This window comes from Sphingomonas sp. Leaf34, from assembly GCF_001421805.1.
Classification (GTDB): Bacteria; Pseudomonadota; Alphaproteobacteria; order Sphingomonadales; family Sphingomonadaceae; genus Sphingomonas.
This window is the reverse complement of record NZ_LMLC01000002.1, coordinates 86,971-104,972: the sequence shown is the minus strand read 5'-3', so window position 1 is coordinate 104,972 and position 18,002 is coordinate 86,971. Positions and strand designations below refer to the sequence as shown.

16 protein-coding genes, 1 pseudogene and 1 riboswitch are annotated in these 18,002 nt (G+C 62.1%); of the genes and pseudogenes, 8 read left to right on the top strand and 9 right to left on the bottom strand.

The window, feature by feature from the left end:
• Positions 1–21 precede the first annotated feature (21 nt).
• The 4 genes and pseudogenes from ASF00_RS05920 to ASF00_RS05910 all read left to right on the top strand — a co-directional run bounded on the left by ASF00_RS05920 (position 22) and on the right by ASF00_RS05910 (position 5,798).
• Positions 22–774: a FadR/GntR family transcriptional regulator gene (locus ASF00_RS05920; RefSeq protein ID WP_055875740.1), complete on the top strand. Its 753-nt coding sequence runs from the start codon at positions 22–24 to the stop codon at positions 772–774.
• Between the two features lie 431 nt (positions 775–1,205).
• Positions 1,206–1,464 (top strand): annotated as a pseudogene (locus tag ASF00_RS18940) (family 43 glycosylhydrolase); the annotation flags it as partial.
• Positions 1,465–1,774: 310 nt separating this feature from the next.
• Positions 1,775–2,014: riboswitch (cobalamin riboswitch) on the top strand.
• Positions 2,015–2,182: 168 nt separating this feature from the next.
• Complete coding sequence (locus ASF00_RS05915) at positions 2,183–4,354, top strand: TonB-dependent receptor (protein WP_055875737.1); 2,172 nt, start codon at positions 2,183–2,185, stop codon at positions 4,352–4,354.
• Positions 4,341–5,798: a hypothetical protein gene (locus ASF00_RS05910; protein WP_235525641.1), complete on the top strand. Its 1,458-nt coding sequence runs from the start codon at positions 4,341–4,343 to the stop codon at positions 5,796–5,798. Before ASF00_RS05915 ends, ASF00_RS05910 begins: the two co-directional genes overlap by 14 nt.
• 44 nt (positions 5,799–5,842) lie before the next feature.
• On the opposite strand, the gene ASF00_RS05905 is transcribed toward ASF00_RS05910, so the two are convergent.
• Positions 5,843–6,730: a LysR family transcriptional regulator gene (locus ASF00_RS05905; RefSeq protein WP_055875734.1), complete on the bottom strand. Its 888-nt coding sequence runs from the start codon at positions 6,728–6,730 to the stop codon at positions 5,843–5,845.
• A gap of 97 nt (positions 6,731–6,827) precedes the next feature.
• Here ASF00_RS05905 and ASF00_RS05900 point away from each other — a divergent pair, with 97 nt between their 5' ends.
• Complete coding sequence (locus ASF00_RS05900; protein WP_055875731.1) at positions 6,828–7,787, top strand: alpha/beta hydrolase; 960 nt, start codon at positions 6,828–6,830, stop codon at positions 7,785–7,787.
• 171 nt (positions 7,788–7,958) lie between these two features.
• Here the strand turns inward: ASF00_RS05900 and ASF00_RS18300 are convergent, their stop codons facing one another.
• The 6 genes from ASF00_RS18300 to ASF00_RS05875 all read right to left on the bottom strand — a co-directional run bounded on the left by ASF00_RS18300 (position 7,959) and on the right by ASF00_RS05875 (position 12,482).
• Positions 7,959–8,246 carry a hypothetical protein gene (locus ASF00_RS18300; RefSeq protein ID WP_156348202.1) on the bottom strand — a complete coding sequence of 96 codons (288 nt, stop codon included), beginning with the start codon at positions 8,244–8,246 and terminating at the stop codon, positions 7,959–7,961.
• 35 nt (positions 8,247–8,281) lie between these two features.
• Positions 8,282–8,773, bottom strand: coding sequence for a hypothetical protein (locus ASF00_RS18295; protein WP_156348201.1), 492 nt, complete (start codon positions 8,771–8,773; stop codon positions 8,282–8,284).
• 23 nt (positions 8,774–8,796) lie between these two features.
• Positions 8,797–9,324 carry a hypothetical protein gene (locus ASF00_RS05890; RefSeq protein ID WP_055875725.1) on the bottom strand — a complete coding sequence of 176 codons (528 nt, stop codon included), beginning with the start codon at positions 9,322–9,324 and terminating at the stop codon, positions 8,797–8,799.
• Positions 9,325–9,391: 67 nt separating this feature from the next.
• On the bottom strand, positions 9,392–10,741 hold the full coding sequence (locus tag ASF00_RS05885; protein WP_055875723.1) for a hypothetical protein: 1,350 nt from the start codon (positions 10,739–10,741) through the stop codon (positions 9,392–9,394).
• 282 nt (positions 10,742–11,023) lie between these two features.
• Positions 11,024–12,079 carry a CsgG/HfaB family protein gene (locus ASF00_RS05880; RefSeq protein WP_055875720.1) on the bottom strand — a complete coding sequence of 352 codons (1,056 nt, stop codon included), beginning with the start codon at positions 12,077–12,079 and terminating at the stop codon, positions 11,024–11,026.
• Position 12,080: 1 nt separating this feature from the next.
• Complete coding sequence (locus tag ASF00_RS05875; RefSeq protein WP_235525640.1) at positions 12,081–12,482, bottom strand: curli assembly protein CsgF; 402 nt, start codon at positions 12,480–12,482, stop codon at positions 12,081–12,083.
• A gap of 375 nt (positions 12,483–12,857) precedes the next feature.
• On the opposite strand from ASF00_RS05875, the gene ASF00_RS17860 reads away from it, so the two are divergent.
• Positions 12,858–13,571, top strand: a complete 714-nt coding sequence (locus ASF00_RS17860) for an HWE histidine kinase domain-containing protein (protein ID WP_156348200.1) — start codon at positions 12,858–12,860, stop codon at positions 13,569–13,571.
• Between the two features lie 2 nt (positions 13,572–13,573).
• On the opposite strand, the gene ASF00_RS05870 is transcribed toward ASF00_RS17860, so the two are convergent.
• Positions 13,574–14,164: a response regulator transcription factor gene (locus ASF00_RS05870; protein WP_156348199.1), complete on the bottom strand. Its 591-nt coding sequence runs from the start codon at positions 14,162–14,164 to the stop codon at positions 13,574–13,576.
• Complete coding sequence (locus tag ASF00_RS05865; RefSeq protein WP_055875714.1) at positions 14,154–15,587, bottom strand: sensor histidine kinase; 1,434 nt, start codon at positions 15,585–15,587, stop codon at positions 14,154–14,156. Before ASF00_RS05865 ends, ASF00_RS05870 begins: the two co-directional genes overlap by 11 nt.
• Before the next feature lie 775 nt (positions 15,588–16,362).
• Between ASF00_RS05865 and ASF00_RS05860 the strand changes: the two genes are divergently transcribed.
• Together ASF00_RS05860 and ASF00_RS05855 are read left to right on the top strand one after the other, a co-directional pair.
• A complete protein-coding gene (locus tag ASF00_RS05860) occupies positions 16,363–17,466 on the top strand; it encodes a histidine kinase dimerization/phosphoacceptor domain -containing protein (protein WP_055875712.1) in 1,104 nt (367 codons plus the stop codon).
• Positions 17,463–17,927: a response regulator gene (locus ASF00_RS05855; protein ID WP_055875707.1), complete on the top strand. Its 465-nt coding sequence runs from the start codon at positions 17,463–17,465 to the stop codon at positions 17,925–17,927. Before ASF00_RS05860 ends, ASF00_RS05855 begins: the two co-directional genes overlap by 4 nt.
• Positions 17,928–18,002 lie beyond the last annotated feature (75 nt).

Here is an 18,002-nt window from a genome sequence, read left to right as displayed (position 1 = left end):
TGATGTGGGATCTTCCAAGTAATGAAACAGCGCACTGAAAAGCTTTACCAGCGGGTCGCGTCCGCGATCACCGAAGGTATCGTCCAAGGCCGCTATCGCGTCGGCACGCGCCTGCCTGGCGAACGTGAACTGGCCGAGGACTTTTCGGTCAGCCGCCCGACCGTACGCGAGGCGATGATCGCGCTCGAGATCGGCGGACTGGTCGAGGCTCGCCATGGCTCCGGTCTTTATGTCATTGCGTCGCCGACCGACGTCGCGAACCCGGCGGAGCTGGATGTCGGCGCATTTGAACTGATCGAAGCCCGGATATTGTTCGAGGGCGAGGCAGCCGCGGTCGCTGCGACGGTGATCGACGATGAAACGCTGGCGATATTGGACGGGACACTCGAGGACATGGCATCGGCTCTCCCCGACAGCCCGGAGGCGCTGGACGCCGATCGTCGCTTCCATCTCTCGATCGCGGAAGCGACCGGCAACACAGTCATCAGCACCGTCGTCGAGATGCTCTGGAATCTGCGCGAGCAGTCACCCCTGAGTGTGCATATGTTCGCCGAGGCCCGCCGCGAGGGCATCCACCCGCGCGTCGACGAACATCGCCTGATCGTCGAAGCGCTGCGCGCCCGCGATTCCGCGCAGGCGCGCAAGACGATGCGCGATCATCTCCGCCGCGTAGTCGACGACATGCTGGCCGCAACCGAAGTCGAAGTGCTGGAACGCGCCCGATCCGAAATCGAGTCCCAGCGCGGCAAGGTCACCCAGCGCCTGACCGCCTGATCGCAAGGACCGACGCTTGATATTGCGTGAACGGCCGGTTGGAGAAGGATTGCAGGCAACGCGGAATGTCCGCGACCGGTCGATTATGGCGATAAGCTCACCCTGCAGCAGTCTCGATGGTCTGATTCAATTTTCGTGAGGTGCGCGGAGACGGGCCAATGATAAGCGAGCGGGCGGGAGCGTCGGACGCGCTGTTCGACCGCTTCGGTCTTGAGGGCATGTTTCTGCGAACCCCATGCTGCCCTCGATCGACCGGTTTGCGACCCTGCCGAGCATCCGCGACCGTCTCAAGCCGTTCCAAGTGCACCTGCGAGGTCCCGACCGCGCCAAGAACGAGTGCCTCCCCGCCTCTACTTCCAGAACCTCCGCGAGAGGCCAAGTTGATCCCGATACCGACGTGCATGCCACCCGCTGAGGCGCCGCGCGGACCTGGCTTTGCGCGCGGGCGTCCGGCCAGTAAGCATGGACGCCGCATGACGCATGCCGACACGGATCACGAACGCACGCCACATCGTTGCGGTCCCTACCAGCGGCGATGCGGGCAAGACCTGGCAACGCGTCGATCGAGGCATGGAGGTGTCGGGCTATCACCATGATGTTCGGAGTGACTCCGCCATGCTGCGTCCCGACCTTCACTCGGCGGGTAGCGGAGAGGCATGCTTTCGCGACGTCCGGTACGACGCACTTTGACGGGAAACGGCGTTCCTCAGCCAAAGTCTTGCGCACGCGCCGTTTCTGGCGTCGGTGCATAGAACGGCCCCAGATATGCGCCAAGCGCCGGCCGGTCGGCGCAGGCGGCGCAAAACACTGGTCGCCGCAACGTGGAGATGGAGACCGGTTTTCCCCACATCTGACCACCACATGATGATCATGGAGGGGATGAGCGATCCCTCGCTATGGGGAAAGCCGGTAGGGACGCTAGACCGTGACGTTCGGCTATGGCGATTGCCCGAAGGCATTCGTCAGGATACATCGGCGGCGCTGATCTGCTTTTGAAGCAGGCCGGCATGATCGCGTCGGTGTCCTGAGAGGGACTTAATAGGGAACGCGGTGAAGGTGGTTCGCCGCCTGAATCCGAGGCTGTCCCTGCAACTGTAAGCGGCGAGCGCGATGCATATCGCTTCTTCCTTCATAGGAAGGGGCAGCCACTGGGCCGGACGTAAGTCACGAAGGCCTGGGAAGGCCGTGCATCGTGTGATGACCCGTGAGCCAGGAGACCTGCCGGCGTCTGGTCGCTCTTGCCTGGCCCAGGGGGTGGCCGCGGCACGGTACTCCGTCGAGCGACGACGTGTGCGGTGGGGACCGCACGGACATGCGTGCCGGTCGCGATGGCGTCCGGCTGGCGCGGATGTCGGCCGTTCGCGGAAGGTCCCTGCCGGGTTCGCTCGACGCCCCGGGGATTATCGTAATGCCGTTCCTATTGTCTCGCCTCGCGGTCGCGGGTGCTTTCCTGTCGCCTGTTTTTGCAGCGCCGCTCAATGCGCAGTCTTTGCCTGCCTCCGACAATGAAGACATCCTAGTTGTCGGCCAGCATGCCCGCGACACGCTCACCACTCCAAACGCGACTGGCAGCCGCCTGGGCCTTACGCCGCTCGAGACCCCCGCGACGATCTCGGTCATCGATGGCACCACGATCCGCGCACGTGGCGACCTCTCGGTGATCGACGCGACAAGCCGTGCCCCGGGCATCAGCAACGCCGGCAACCCCGGCAACGGTGGCACCGCGCTCGCCGCACGGGGCTTCAGCGGTCAGGGATCCGTGCTCCAGCTCATCGACGGCATCAGGCTGTTCCCGGCTGCGGGCACGATCACCTTTCCGACCGATCCGTGGATGGTCGAACGGATCGACATCCTGAGTGGCCCGGCCTCGGTGCTCTACGGCCAAGGCGCGCTGGGCGGCGCGGTGAATGTCCTGATGCGCAAACCCAATACGCAGCGGACGCACGTGGAGGGCGAGATCGGCCATGGCTCGCAGGACAGCTTCCATGTGGCAGCTGGCGCAGGGGGGCCGATCACCGAGCGCCTCTCGTACCGCATAGATGGCAGCTATCGCCGATCGGACGGCTATGTCGATCGCGGCCAGTCGCGCAGCTATGCAGTCTCGGGCACATTGCGCTGGGCACCGACCGACACGCTCGTCGTCACCGCGCGGGACGATTACGGCGGCCAGAAGCCGATGCGCTATTTCGGTACGCCGCTGATCGACGGACGGCTCGACGACAGCATCCGGGAGCGAAACTACAACACACGCGACGGCTATATTCGCTACCGCGACAACCGCACCAGCCTGCAGGTCGACTGGACGCCGAACGACATGGTCACCGTCAGCAACCAGGCCTATCGCCTCACCTCCAAACGGTCCTGGCTCAATCTCGAAAGCTATTGCTCGATCGCCGCGGACGGCGTCTGTTCCAACGGCAGCGGCAACGCCGGCACTCCCGGCAGCATCCTCCGCACCGACATGACCGGGATCGTCCACGACCAGACGCAATGGGGCGATCAGGGCAGCGTGACGCTCAGGACGGACGTCGCCGATGGCGTCGGCAACGACCTTATCGTGGGCTTCGACGTCAACCTTATCAAACTGACCTATTCACACAATTTCGGGTCTGATCCCCAGATTTCGGAGGTCGATCCCGCGGCGTTCGATCCCGGTCTGATCGTCGACACACAGGGCATCGCACCACGTTATCGCACACGCACCACTGAATATGCGGTCTTTGCCGAGGACAGACTGAAGCTCGGCACGCATGTCTCGATCGTCGGTGGCGTGCGCTACGAGCGTGACACGATCCGCCGCTGGTCGATCGACTATCCAGGCGGCGCCAGCACCGAGACGTTCGCGCTCGAGAAGCGGCTGCATAACGTGACCTGGCGAGTCGGGAGCGTCTATCAGCCGATCCCGACGGTGTCGCTCTATGCGCAATATGCCACCGGCGTGGACCCGCTGGGGACGCTGACCACCTATTCGACCGGGCAGGTGCGATTTAGCAACGCGGTGGGCGATCAGGTCGAGGCCGGCGCCAAGGCGGCGTTCCTCGACGGGCATGGTACCGCGACGCTCGCCGCCTATCGCATCGTCAAGAAGCGCTTGCTGGCACAGCTAACCCCAGCGAGCCCGGTCGAGCAGGTCGGCCAGCGATCGGCCAGGGGTATCGAGGCTGCGGTGTCGCTCGATCTGCCTTACGGTGTCGGGATCGATGCGAACGGCAGCGTGCTCGACGCGACGTTCGACGACTTCGTCTCCGGCGGCTTGAGCTTCAACGGCAATACCCCGCCGGACGTGCCCGAGACGCTCGCCAATCTCTGGCTGCGCTGGAACGCCACGCGTGCGTTTCAGGCACGCGCCGGGCTGCGCTACGTCGGGCGCCGCTACTCGAACAACGCCAATAGCTTCCGTGTTCCCGGCTACACCACGGTCGATGCTACGCTCTCCTATGCGGTGTCGCGACGCCTCGCGGTCGATATCCACGCCTACAACCTGTTCGACCGGGATTATGCAATCAGCACGTACAACAATCAGCAGTGGGTCCTTGGTCGTCCCCGCTCAATCGACGTGTCGCTTCGTGCCAGCTTTTAACGCCTTCATACGGCCGGCGCTTGGCAAGACTGCCCGGCGCTGGCTGTACCTCGTTCATCGCTGGATCGGCATCGCCAGCTGCCTGTTCTTCGCCATGTGGTTTCTGTCCGGGCTGGTGATGCTCTACGTGCCCTATCCCTCCCTCTCGCCAGCCGAGACGCTGGCTGGGGGCGAGGCAATCGACTGGCCAGCAGTGGACGTGCCGCCTCCGCTGGACGGAGGACGGCTGCCGCAGGCGCTGTTGCTCGAAATGCGCGACGGCACGCCTGTCTGGCGCGTGACCGGATGGAACGGAACGCACACGACGGTCTCGGCCAGTCGCGGCGCCGTCCTGCGACCGGTCGATGCTCATTACGCCGGTCGGATCGCCGGTCGTTTTGGGAACGCACCGACGCAGCACGTCGAACGGCTGACCCGCGATCAGTGGACGGTCGCTGGCGGCTTCGATCGACACCGTCCCCTTTGGAAGGTTGCGCTTGCCAACGCGTCCGGCACGGAGGCCTATGTGTCCTCGACTACGGGCGCCGTCGTTCAAGTAACGACGCGTCGCGAGCGGTTCTGGAACTGGCTCGGTTCGGTGCCGCACTGGCTCTATCCGACGGTCCTGCGACGGGATCAATCGGCCTGGCGTCAGGTCGTGCTGTGGGTATCCGGCCCCTGCATCGCCGCGGCGGTTGCAGGGATGTGGATCGGCATCCTGCGGACCCGCATCGGCGCACGGCGCTTCAAAGGCGCGCGGATGACGCCCTACAAAGGCTGGATGCTCTGGCATCATGTCGCGGGACTAGTGGGTGGCGCCTTCTTAGTCGCCTGGATCTTCAGCGGGTGGCTGTCGGTCGACCCCGGCCATCTGTTTGGCGGGACGAAGCCGGGCGAGGCGGCGATGCGAACATATCAGGCATCCGATCCGATGCCGGGCCTGGCACTCGACCGTCTCCGCATAGCAGGCGCAGGTGCGGTTGTAGCGGAGTTGACCGACCATGCGAGAACTCCGCTTATCCTGCTGTCCTATCACGACGGGCGGCGAATAGTGTTGAATGCGGCAACACTCGCGCCGTCTCAAGCCACCGAGGCTGCCATCGTGAGGGCCGCACGGCATCTGGAGAGCCCCGCGCCGCTACGCTCGGTCGATCGCCTGACGGCGCCCGATGCATATTGGTATGCGGTCGGGATGCTACCGCGTCTGCCAGTGTTGCAGCTCCGTTTCGCCGATCCGGCGCAGACCTGGTTCTATATCGATGCTGCTACCGGGGAAATTCTCCGGACGGTCGATGAACGACAAAGAGCGTACCGCTGGGTATTCGACCTCCTCCACAAATGGGATCTGAACATCCTGACGCTGCACCGCCCGGCCTGGGATGGTCTGATCTGGCTGTTCTCGATCGCCGGTGTGGTGACATCGATAAGCGGCATCTGGCTTGGCTGGAAACGGCTCGCACGGTAACGGTTTCATCGCAGCCAGCTTTCCCGAAACCGACGCCCTGAGTATCAGATATTACCCGCCAGTAGATCGATGAAGCGGCGGACTTTCGGAGCGAGGTGTCGACGACTTGGATAGATCATGCTGATCGGCACGGGGGGCGCGGCATAGGTCGTCAGCACTGCGACGAGACGACCTTCGGACAGATCACGGTCGACGACATAGCTGGGCAGGAATGCCAGTCCCGCCCCCGAGACTACGGCATCGCGTAACGCTTCCCCGCTGTCGAGCGAGAGGCGTGCTCGCGGTTTAACGACGACGGTTTTACCCTCGATGGCGAAACGCCAGCCACGCGTCTGGCCGGCGCTGACGTAATTCAGGCAAGTGTGCCCCAGCAGATCGTCGGGATGTTGCGGTGCCGGAGCGACCGACAGATAGGCCGGACTCGCGACTACCAGGTCATGCTGATGGGTCAGCGTTCTGGTGATGAGGCTGCTGTTTTCGCGGGTCTCGCCAATGCGGATTGCCAGATCGAGACCGTCTTCGATGATGTCGCTGACCCGGTCCGTGAAGCTCACATCCGCCTTCAGCCTGGGCCACGACGCAAGGAAATCATTGAGTAACGGCAGGACCAGAAGGCGTCCAAACGTCATCGGCGCGGTCATTCGGAACAGTCCCTGCGGCTCTCCACCGCCATCGGACATCGACAATTCCGCTTCTTCCAGGTCGGCCAGGATCTGCGTGCAGCGATCCAGGAAAACGCGGCCGTCATCGGTCAGCCCGAGGCTGCGTGTGGTCCGGTGGAACAGCCGAACGCCCAGCCGATCCTCCAGGCGGGCGACGCTCTTGGCGATGCCCGACCGCGTCATCGCGCGCGCGCGCGCGGCGCCTACGAAGCTCCCGGCTTCGGCTGCTGCCACGAAGGCGACGATGTCGTTGATATTGCCCGGTGCCATACGGCGCTCCCGCTCCTTCGCAGTGTCGACGCCCGTTCGCCAATCGATGAACTATATGGAAGTCCTAAACAGATTATCGGCATCAGGAGTAAATGAAATGCCCTTCAACGACATCGTGACACATCGCCTCGACCAATGGGCTGGGAGCCTGCAGGACCTCGGCCCCGTCATCCTCGGCGAGACCACGGACGTGACGATCGACGAGATCCGCCAATCCTACGTTCGCAAAATGGCCGAGCATCCGACGCCTGCAGATGTCCGCATCGAGCAGGTCGACATGGGCGGCGTCCCCGCGACGCTCGTCACCCCGGAAGAGGTCGAGGGCGACCGTGTACTCTTCTACATCCACGGCGGGGCGTACATCGTCGGTGGGCCGGGTGGCTATCACGGGTTGGCGGCTGCGTTCGCAAAGGCGATGAAGGCGCGCGTCTACCTGCCGGACTACCGGCTGGCGCCGGAGCACGCATTCCCCGTTCCGATCGAGGATACGTTCGCCGCCTATCGCTGGCTGATCGACCAAGGGCAGAATCCGAAGTCGGTGACGTTCGCCGGCGACTCCGCGGGCGGTGCGATGGTCGTCTCGGTGATGGTCATGGCGCGCAATGCCGGCGTACCGCTGCCGGCTGGTGGCGCCGCGCTCTCGCCCTGGGCGAACCTCGAGCACACCGGCGCATCGATGTTCAACCGCGAAGGCCTGGATAGGCTGAACACCAAGGCCGGCCTCGACCTGATGGCCAAAACCTTTCTGGGCGGTGCGTTGCCGAACAGCCCCGAGGCATCGCCGGTCTTCGCCGATGTCCGTGGGCTGCCGCCAATCATGGTACAGATCGGCGAAGGTGAACTGATGCTGAGCGACGCCATTCGTCTCGCCGCACATCTGGGCGAGAACCGCGTACGCGTCTCCTTGGAAGTATGGCCGGGCATGTTCCACGTCTGGCATATGTTCCATGCCGAACTGACTGAAGGTCGTGAGGCGATCGCGAACGCCGCGGCGTTCCTGGATCAGGCCATCGATACAGCCTGCAACGATCAGGTCCGCGACACCGCCACGCCCTGATCCGGCGTGGTCCACAACCTCCGAGCTCTTGTTATCGGGGGTGGGCCGATCCCAGGTAGCCGGTCGTACAAATCCATCCGGCTACTTGGCGCGATGAGTTCGCGGAGGCGACGCTCATCCGTATATTCTACCGGACAGACCACGGAATGACGAAGATGGACTTCTCCGGCGTCAAAAACATAGTCGATCCTCATAGCGGTCGTGATCGCCTTCGACGACCGTCAGGATCGCGCAGCCAGCTGTCGTGGCCATGACGCTAACTTGTGAAAGAACGCGACGATCACCGTGCACGCGCGTGCGCCCCCGGTGGTGTGTTGCCGACGCGCCAGTAACGGTCAGGTGATAGTGCACCGTCTTTGGTACGGTGCTCTGCCCTGTTACGGTGATGACAACTCGGCCGTCGGACCGGGCTGTCGTCATAGTGACCGAATGAGGAGCGTCGTTCGTCATCGTCGTCATTCCGGCAATCGTGGCGATCTGGAGTAGGCGATGGATCACTTGCGATCATAACCCGTCGACGGCGGCGCCGGTGCGGTGATCGGCGCAACGGGCCATGTGTCGATATCCGGCCGGAACATCCGATCCGCGTTCCTGAACGTCGATAGGAAGGTGGCGAGAGTATCCGGGCCGACCGATTGGGCTAACAGTTCAGGGGACGGCTGCTGGCCGCGGGCGCGGATCGCCTGCCAAGCCAGGGCCACCTCGCGATAGAGCGCCATGTCTGGTCGCTCGGATGCACCGTCGCGGACGAGGTCGTTCTCCGGCGACGCGTTCCCGTCGACCCGGCGGTCCGCTGCAACCTGATCCATCCGTTCGTGAGGAGCCGTCCGCCCTACCTGATCAGCCGTGGGTTTGGATGTGCGTGTTGCGATCTGACTCATGGGAGAAATCGAGGCGGCATCGAGGCCGTTTGGCCGAACTTCCGTTTTCACGCGCTCAACGGCGCAGGCAGACGGTAGGATAGCGATCACGATCACCGCCGCCATCCGCCTAAGGAAGGGCTTACAGATCATCGTGTCTGCGCGACGGAAACCGCCGCGTTGCCGTACTGCGACACAAAAATGGCAAGCGCGTTTCCCGTCTGGGAGACGGCGGCGCTATTATAGCTGCCAAGCTGATCCAGAGCGATGAAGTTACCGCTGCCGTCCTGCAGAAGGTCTGCGATATTGTCAGTCCCCGACTGCTGGATCATGAGCATATTCAGCTCGCCTGCGGTCGCGCTTTGCGATGCGACCACGAAGTTGCGATCGCCGGTCTGTGCCGCGTCCAGCAGGTTCCCGCCGCCGGGGACGCTCGCTTGCCCAACGTCGACCGAATTGGCGGTGCCCGATTGGGAAAGGGTAGCGCGGTTGGTCGCTGATGACTGGATCAGGTGTATCGAATTGCCGTCCCCCTCCTGTACGACCGTCGCGTCCGAAGCTTCCGTCGCGGTGGGGTCGATCTGATCGATGACGGCCTGGGGTCGCGTAGCAAGCTGGCCGGAGGCGGGAGCGCCGATAGCCATGCAGAGAGCACCGATCGTTCTGGAGATGCGCATGATCCTGCCTCCTTGTGAGAAAAGGACCCGCCCCGGCGGTCAAGGCGCCGGGGCGGGCTTCGCGAACCTACTGGCTCACGGTCGCAGCGTTACCCGACCCCGACTGGGTCACGGTCGACAGGTTGCCGTTGGTGAACTGCTGCACCAACGCGATGTTCGACGATCCCGACTGAGTCAGGAACGATGTGTTGTTGTCCCCGTACTGACCAACCCCGGCATAGTGCATCGACCCCGTCTGCGAGATGGTCGAACTGTTGAAGTCGCCAGTCTGCAGGTTCTGCGCGAGGCTATCGTTGCCGTCCTGTACGACCGACGACATGTTATCGTTACCCGTCTGGACAATCTGCGCCGAGAAATTCTCGGTCGGCGGGGTGTCCTCCTGCTGGTCGATGCTCGCCATGTTGCGGCTGCCCGTCTGCTGGATGAAGGCGTCGCTGTCCTCGGCCCGCTGCGTGATCGACGCCGAATTGTCGTCACCCGAGAGCTGATGCACGTAGGCGACCGACCGATTGCCGTAATTCAGGATCGTCGCGTCGCTGTTCGTTCCGGCCTGCAGGACCTCGGCATATCCCTGGTTGGCGCGTTGCAGGACGTCGGACGTATTGACGTCGCCCGACTGGTTGACGAAGACCGACGAGTTGATTGGCCGGACGCCACCTGGCGAAGTCTGGTCGACGCTGCTGTCGTTCGCGTTGCCCGACTGGATGACGGTAGCAAGCACGTTCTCACCGTCCTGCACGATAGCCGAGCCGTTTGCGTTGCCGTTCTGCGTCACGAAGGCCTGATCGTTCGTACCGGTCTGCTGGATCGCCGAAGCGTTGCTCTGCCCGCTCTGGGCGACGGAAGCTCCGTCAGCGTCGCCGGTCTGGTCGATCGTGCTGCTGTTGAAGAGTGCGGTCTGTGAAACGTCGGCAATGTGACCACCGCCGCCAGCCTGGTTGATCGTGCTGTCGTTACCCCAGCTGGTATCGCTGAGCGCCGCAACGGCGTCGCCTTGCTGCACCAGCGCCGAGTTATTGTCGCTCGACTGGACGACAGAGGATGACTGACCGTCATCGAGCTGCGTGACGTCGGCGATGTTGCCGCTGCCCGACTGGTCGATGGCCGAGTTGTTCTGGAACGCTTGCGTGCTGGCATTTTGCAGGACTGTAGCAGCATTGCTGCTACCCGACTGGATCACGTCGGAGACGTTGACGGGATTGGCGCCCGAGTCATCGTCCTGCTGCATGACGTCGGCGGAGTTGCTCGCACCGCTCTGCGTGACGGTGGACAGCGCGCCTGTGAGCGAGCCCACCTGATCGACAGTCGCGAGATTGCCGACGTTGGACTGCGTCACGGTGCTGGTCGACTGGGCCAGCGCCGGTGCGGCGATCGACAGCGCCAGTACGGATGCGGCGCCAAGGAGTACGTTCTTCATCGCTTCTTCCCTTCGTTCCCGAACGGCAGGATTGCCGCCCTGTTGACGTTCGTCGCCCGGAAGGGCGACGGCCCAAGGTCGCGGCCGAGCAGTTGGCGAGTGCTCGGTCGGCGGGAAAAAGGAACCACTTGCAAGGTCTGCCCGTATGGATGATCATGACGTCGCAGCATGCCGTGGTCCGAACAGGTCCCGCGGCCTGTTCACCCGGGTCCATCGGCGTGCGATCGGAAAATTGACCGCCGGTGGATCCGATCTCTTTTGCCGCCCACGCGGCCGATCTTATCACCCCGGTCTGGGCTTCCTGAGAAGCACCTCGGTGTCCTGCACGGCTGCGGGTGCTACAACGATGGGGCCGCTGCTCGTCGGAGTCGGCCTGGCGACCGCCGGCGCCGGCACGACGGACTTGGGAGCCAACCGCGCGATCGACTTCGGTGCCTCACACGTACCGACATGATGCTTTCCGTCGGGCCGAAGCGCCAGTTGCACGCGCTTCGCATCGACGTCGTCACGGCGCGCATAGTAGCTGCGCACGACGCCCTCTGCGGTTGGGGCGTCGATGTCGAAGCACCACAGCCCTTCGACCGAACCCTCGACGATCAGACCGTACACGGCAGCCTCGATTGCCTGCTGCAACGCAAGCACATCGGGCTCATTGTAGGTTATGCCCGTCTCGAGCTCGAGAAGATCCTTGAAGGCCACGAACCGAAACGCGTTTGCGTTGATGCCAACCGACGCGATCGACTTGCGGACGCTGATAGTCGACAGCACCTCGCCGGTCTTCACGCTGACGGCGCGAAGATAAACGGTGACAGTGTCCTCGCGATACTGAGTACTGCCGCCAATGCCGAGGAAGCGCGCGCCGGCACCACCGGTCTTGGTGTTGCTGTCGTAGCCGATTATGCCTCCCTCGAGTAGCACGCCTGCGAAGAGCAAAGGTGGCAGCGCCTGGCGATTGAGCGTACGCTCACCGAGATAAGCCGAGCGCATCTCGCGGATCACCGCACGCTCGCGAAGCAGGTTGTCGAGCCGTTCGCGTTCGATGACCGTGAACCACCGTTGGTTGCCGGCCTCTTGCAACGCCTTGACCAATATCGACGTGGCACCTTGGGTCACGGCACGCGAGAGCGTTTGGACGCTGTCGCTCGGCTTGAACTGCCCAGTCTGGTCGGCGAAGTTGTAGACCGCGATCGCTACACGCTCTCCCGCCGGGGGCAGCGCCTGCAGTTTGACCGTTGCCGGCGTAGGTCGGGTCGATTGGGCAGGCTCCCAAACCGACTGGTTGTGTACCGCGCACCCCGAGAGGAGAACGCCAATGGCGATAGCGGGCCAGTGCTTCATCTCAGCCTCCGAGCCCAGGGGTGCCACTATCGAGGAGCGGGACGACGATGACGGTCACGCTGCCGTCCGCGTTGTTGGTAATCGTCAGCGTCACCGAATCGATGCCACGAACGAACGAGATCTCTTGATCGCCGAAACGGATAAGTCCGCTCTGCTGTGCATTATCGCCGAAGATCACATCGGTAATCTGGGTGGCCAACGATGAAAGCAGTCTGCTCTGCAGCGTTCGCAGGAACTGCGATGCGGGATCGCTCGAGTTCAGCGCCGTAGGATCCTTATACTTGCTCTGTGCAGTGGCGACACCAAGCAAATGCGCCGAATTAAAAGGATTTCCGCCAAATGATGGATTGATCGGTGTGTAGACCAGCTCCGATGCGGTTGCCGAAACGGGAAGAGCTGACAATCCTAGTATAGATGTCGCCGCAACGAGATGTCTGGTTCGCATCGCTCTCCCCCTGTTGCGATTTGAGCTACTCTCCCGTCTTATCGATGAATATCCGTGTCATTACGGATGCTCGCACGTCCTACATTCGTAGTTTTTCGGAATTTCGCGGTTCACCGGATCCCGGCTACGTTTGATCACCTGTTCGGCAACGCCCTATCTTCGAGCACCGCCGGCCAATGAGGGGATGGGTAGGTGAACGCGCGGCATGCTGATCGATCCGGCTCTACGCCACCTGGCGAACCCTGGGTCGGAATTGTCTTGTCGGATATCCCGATCCCCGCTCGACTGCTCGATGGGGCGGACAAGGTTATCTGGCGTACGTCGGGGTCAAGCATGGCACACAGCGCCGCAGCCGGGATTCCCGCCTTCGGTTTTTCCGGCGAATCCTTGAGGCTGTGTTTCGAGCCGGCACCGAACGAGGCCGCATTCGACATGATACACGAGGTTACCCGCCGCGAAGGCGAGCATCGCGCTCGCAATATCGTCGCGTTAGCACTGGCGATCGCGCACCAGTCACTTGGGAAGGCCGCCGAGGATCCCGTGGTTGACCGATTCCTGGATCGGTTGCGCAGCCTGGACGCGGTAGCTCGGGTTGGATGCGAAATTGACGGCGATCGCTGTACGATGGATATGATCGTACGGCAGGTCATGAAGCGGTTCGACGATCCGCAGCAGCCCCGAATTCATTATTCTGGTTCGCCCGTATCGATTCCTTCGCACTGGGCTCACCTGATAGCGATCATACTCCACGAGCTTGGCACCAACGCGATCCGGCACGGCTCGTTACGTGGACACCGTGGGGAGGTTAATCTGCGATGGTGCGTTGTCGCGAACCCCGATCCAGGTCGGTGTACCCTGCAATTATCCTGGCGTGAGACCGGGGGTGCACCCGTGCATGCGACGGGTCCGAAAGGCTTCGGTAGTCGCATCCTGCGCGACCTTGGATCTGTTAATCGACGCTGCACCGCAGAGTATAAATTGCCCCCAACAGGCCTCAATTATCACCTCTCCATCGAGTTGCAGGATAGCGAGGTGTCCTACGACTGACGCTAATCGACGTGCGCCTCCATGCCGAACCGCACGAGCTGTGACAGGCTGGTCGCACCTGTCTTCTCCATTAAGTGCTGGCGATAGGTCTCGACAGTCCGTGGACTGATTTCGAGTTCGATGGCGGTCTGCTTGGCGGTCAGGCCACGGACGATGTGCTTGAGCACCTGGCGCTCGCGCCGAGAGAGCGATGCCATGCACTGGGCGCGGACAGACAAGCGCGTTACGACATCGTGTACCGCCTTGACTGACTGCAACAGCCTGACCGCTTCGAACGGCTTCTCGATGAAATCCGCGGCACCGGACTTGATGGCCGTCACTGCGAGGGCGATGTCGCCATGGCCTGTGATGAGGATTACGGGGTCGGTGCGATCGAGAGACGGCAACGCCTTCAACAGATCTAGACCGCTCATGTCCTTCATCGCGATGTCGCTGAGGATGATACCGACCGGAAGGTGGGACACCTGCTCGACAAACGCCTCGGCACTGGGGAAAGAGCGAGTTTGGAATCGTTCGATCGCGAGAAGCAGTTCGATCGATCGGCACATTTCGGGCTCGTCGTCGATGATGTAGACGATGCGCTCACGCTGCATTAGCCATCCTTTCAGGCGCCGCGCGCCGCGGTAGTGTAAACCAAAAAGTCGCCCCCCCTTCCGCGTTCGTTTCGCCGGCGATCGTCCCGTGGTGGGCTGTCACGATTGTCCGTGATATGGACAATCCAACGCCCAAGCCGTCGACTTTCGTCGTACGGAACGGCACGAAAACGTCATCTTCGAATCCAGGGGCGATTCCCGGACCGGTGTCGATTACCGTAATCGTGCATTGGTCCGGTACATCGGCGGTCGCTCGCAACTCGACGCGTCGGATCGGCGAACCGGTGACCGCCTCCGCCGCATTCGAGAGGAGGTTGAGGACGACCTGCTGAATCTGCGTCGCGTCAATCAAGACTTCGCCCAGATCGTCCGCAACAAAAAGGCTCAACTCGGCGTCCGCCCGGCGGACTGCCATCGCTCCAATCCGTGTGCTCTCCATGATTAATTGATGCGCGTCGACCCATTGTGGCTGAAGCGGACTACGTCGAATGAAGTCGCGGAGCCGTCGAAGAACGGCAGCAGCGCCGAAGATGTGGCGTAAAGCGGCCTCGAGCGGCTCGCGGACTTCTGCTTCCAGACAGCCACGCGCAAGCGCGACCTGGGCAACTTTCGCATAGTTGGCGGCAGCGGCAAGCGGCTGGTTCACCTCGTGTGCGATCGCCGAACCAAGCTGACCCAAAGCGGTAGCCCGCCCTAACTGCAGCAGCTCGGCCTGGAGTTGCGCAAGCTGATCGGCTGCTGCGATAGCCTCCGTCTCGTCATGAATGTAGATTGTCTGCAGCTCCGACGTATCCAAGAACAATTTTACGCTTGAAACAGAAAGCGTCAGACGCCGACCATCGGCCCGATCGATGAGGCGGGATCCGGCAATGTCGGTTTGTGGGCCCGGAAGAACATCAGCAAGACGAAGGTATGTACCATCGTCCACGTCGATACCGAGTATCGAGCGTGCACTGGCATTGATCGCGACGACCTCGCCTTCTGAATCCGCAATCAACATCGCGGCCGGCGTCGCACTGAACATAGACTGGAGAAAGACTTCTCGCCGACCGCAGCGTCGTGCTTCGGCGTCGGCGCACCTTCGTAGCGTGGTCATGTGACCACCGAACAGGATCAGCACGATGGAAAATAGTGCAACGACGACAGTGTTGGTCGGCGTCACGTAGGGATGATCGGCATTCAGCACCACAGCAGCGGGGATGGTCGTCAAAGCTACGACGCTCGCGTTCAGCGCGCCGTACCAAAAGGCGCCGAAAACGACGGCGACAAGTGCGAACGCGAAGGGCAGATCAATACCGGCCAGCCGGCTGCCGATTGTCGAAAGTGCAATGCAGCAACCGCCTATGGCAAAAGCGGCCAGCAGTCCCCGTGATCGTTTCGGTACGTCAAGGCGTTGGTCGACGATGCCCAAGAGGCGGTGCATGGTGTCCCGAGTTCCTCTACCTTACAGGTCGTTGATTGTGACCCATTTTTTGGCAGGTTTACGGGAATGAGACGTCACGTCCAGCGTATTATTACGGAGTTAACCACGCTGACGTGACCCCCGTTTTTCCTCCGTTTGGAGCTAGGGTCGGACCCCGGAAAGGGGCGAACAGCTGAAGCGCAAGCAGTTTTCGGTCGAGCAGATCGGCATCGTAAAGGCGGCCGAGGCGCGTGCGGTGGTGACGGATCCGTGTCGCCGGAACGGGATGTCCGGTGCGCCCTATCACGCGTGGCAGGCTAAGTTCGGCGGCTGAACGTATCCGCTGCAACGGGGATGCGGGCGCTCGAGAAGGAGAAAGGCCGGCTCAAACGTCTGCTAGCCGACACGACGCTGGACACCGCAGGCCTGAGGACCTGCTGTCAGAAAAAATGGTGACCTTTGCCGTGAACCAGCCAGCGTTCGCCCATCGGGCATCGTATCGCGCCGGTTGAGCGACAGACAGCTGGTATGCGATCCTAGCTGGTTCGGGTAGCCAAAACCCACCAGCGGTCTCATGAGCCGTCTTCACGTTCCCATTTCTGCCATTCGTTCAGCGTCCAGCTTGCACGACGGGTCACCGATGTTCGAACCCAACGGGGCTCTGCACGCACAAGCCATGCCGCCAAGGGTCGTGCCTTAATGAGACAAACTCGACCGCTCGGCGGAACAGAAAACAATCAGGACGATTTAGTCTCGGCACGGAGTTCGGCTGGTCGGCACGCTGCACGGAGGCGTGATGAAGCAGCGGGACGATTGGCATCTGACGGAAGCGCTCGATTACGAGCACGGACGCGCGGACCCTTTTGCCGCGGCTGTTCGGGCTACCCGCATGCCTATGGTCATTACGGACCCCGCGCAGGCCGATAATCCGATCGTCTTCTGCAACGAAGCCTTTCAAACGCTGTCGGGCTATGACCGCAGCGAAATCATCGGCCGAAACTGCCGCTTCCTGCAGGGTCCCGACACCGACCGAGACCAGGTTGCCAAGGTGCGTCAGGCAATCGAGGCCCAGACCGACATTGCCGTAGACCTTCTAAACTATCGAAAGGATGGATCTTCGTTCTGGAATGCGTTGTATCTGAGTCCTGTACGCAATGATGCCGGCAAGGTTGTGTTCTTCTTCGCGTCCCAGCTTGATGTGACCGACCGCGTCAAGGCGCAGACGATTATCTCAAAGCAGAAATTATTAGTCGAGCAGGAGGTCGAGGCACGCACATCTGACCTTGAGGCCGCGTTGAATGCGAAAACTTTGCTGCTTCACGAAGTCGACCATCGCGTAAAGAACAACCTGACGATGATCGGTTCGCTTTTGCGTTTGCAGGCGCGCAGCATATCGGATCCAACCATTTCATCGAAACTCGAAACCATGCTCGAACGGGTCGACGCGCTCGCGACAGTGCATCGCCGTCTTTATCAGTCGGACGACGTAACCCGGTTCGATGTCGGGGCGTTCACCGAAAATCTAATGAGCGACGTCGTGGGTGCCAGTCGACGCGACGACATCAAGCTTGTTTCAAACATTTCGCAGATAGAGGTGCCGTCCAGCAAGGCGGCATCGCTCGGACTGATCCTCAACGAAATCGCGACCAACGCCATCAAGCACGCATTTGCCGGCGGGCGGGCCGGTACGATTTCCGTCCGCACCGCCCTAGAAGGCAATAAGGCCCTGGTCGAAATCACCGATGATGGGCATGGGTTGGCCAGCAATGACGGTCAGCCTGACGGCATTGGTAAGATGCTGATCTCCCGTCTCGCCAAGCAAGTCAGGGCGGACGTCGTCTGGTCCGACGCCGCCCCCGGTGTTCGGGTATCGCTCTCATTCCCGGTGGACGATCAATGAGTGCACGTGCCCAACCGCCTTTGAATGTGCTGATCGTCGAGGACGAAGCTCTTCTGGCGATGGATATCGAAGCGATGATCGAAGACGCCGGTCACCGCGTCATCGGCGAGGCGGCGTCTCTCTACGAGGTTGAAGACCTGGCAGGCGATCTCCATCCGGACCTGGCCTTTGTCGACATACAGCTTGCGAAAGGCACCAGCGGCCTGGATGTCTGTGCGTTGATCCGGAAGCGATGGGCGGACGCGATAGTCGTCTTCGTCACCGCAAACCCCCTCAAGATCCCGGCCGACTTTGCCGGCGGGCATGGCGTCATACCCAAGCCCTTCTCCCGAAATGGTCTGATGTCGGCAATGCGCTACATCGAAGAGGGCGTCTGCGATCCGCCGCCCGTATCCCCGCAGCCGGCGAGCTTCATTGCAGCACCCGCGTTTGCCGCAGAGTGGTCCCCGACCGGTTCCTGACTTTCGCTTGACGAACGGCACGCGTATGGCCTGGCGAGGTGGGACGACAGATGACACAAGTTCTACGAAACGTCG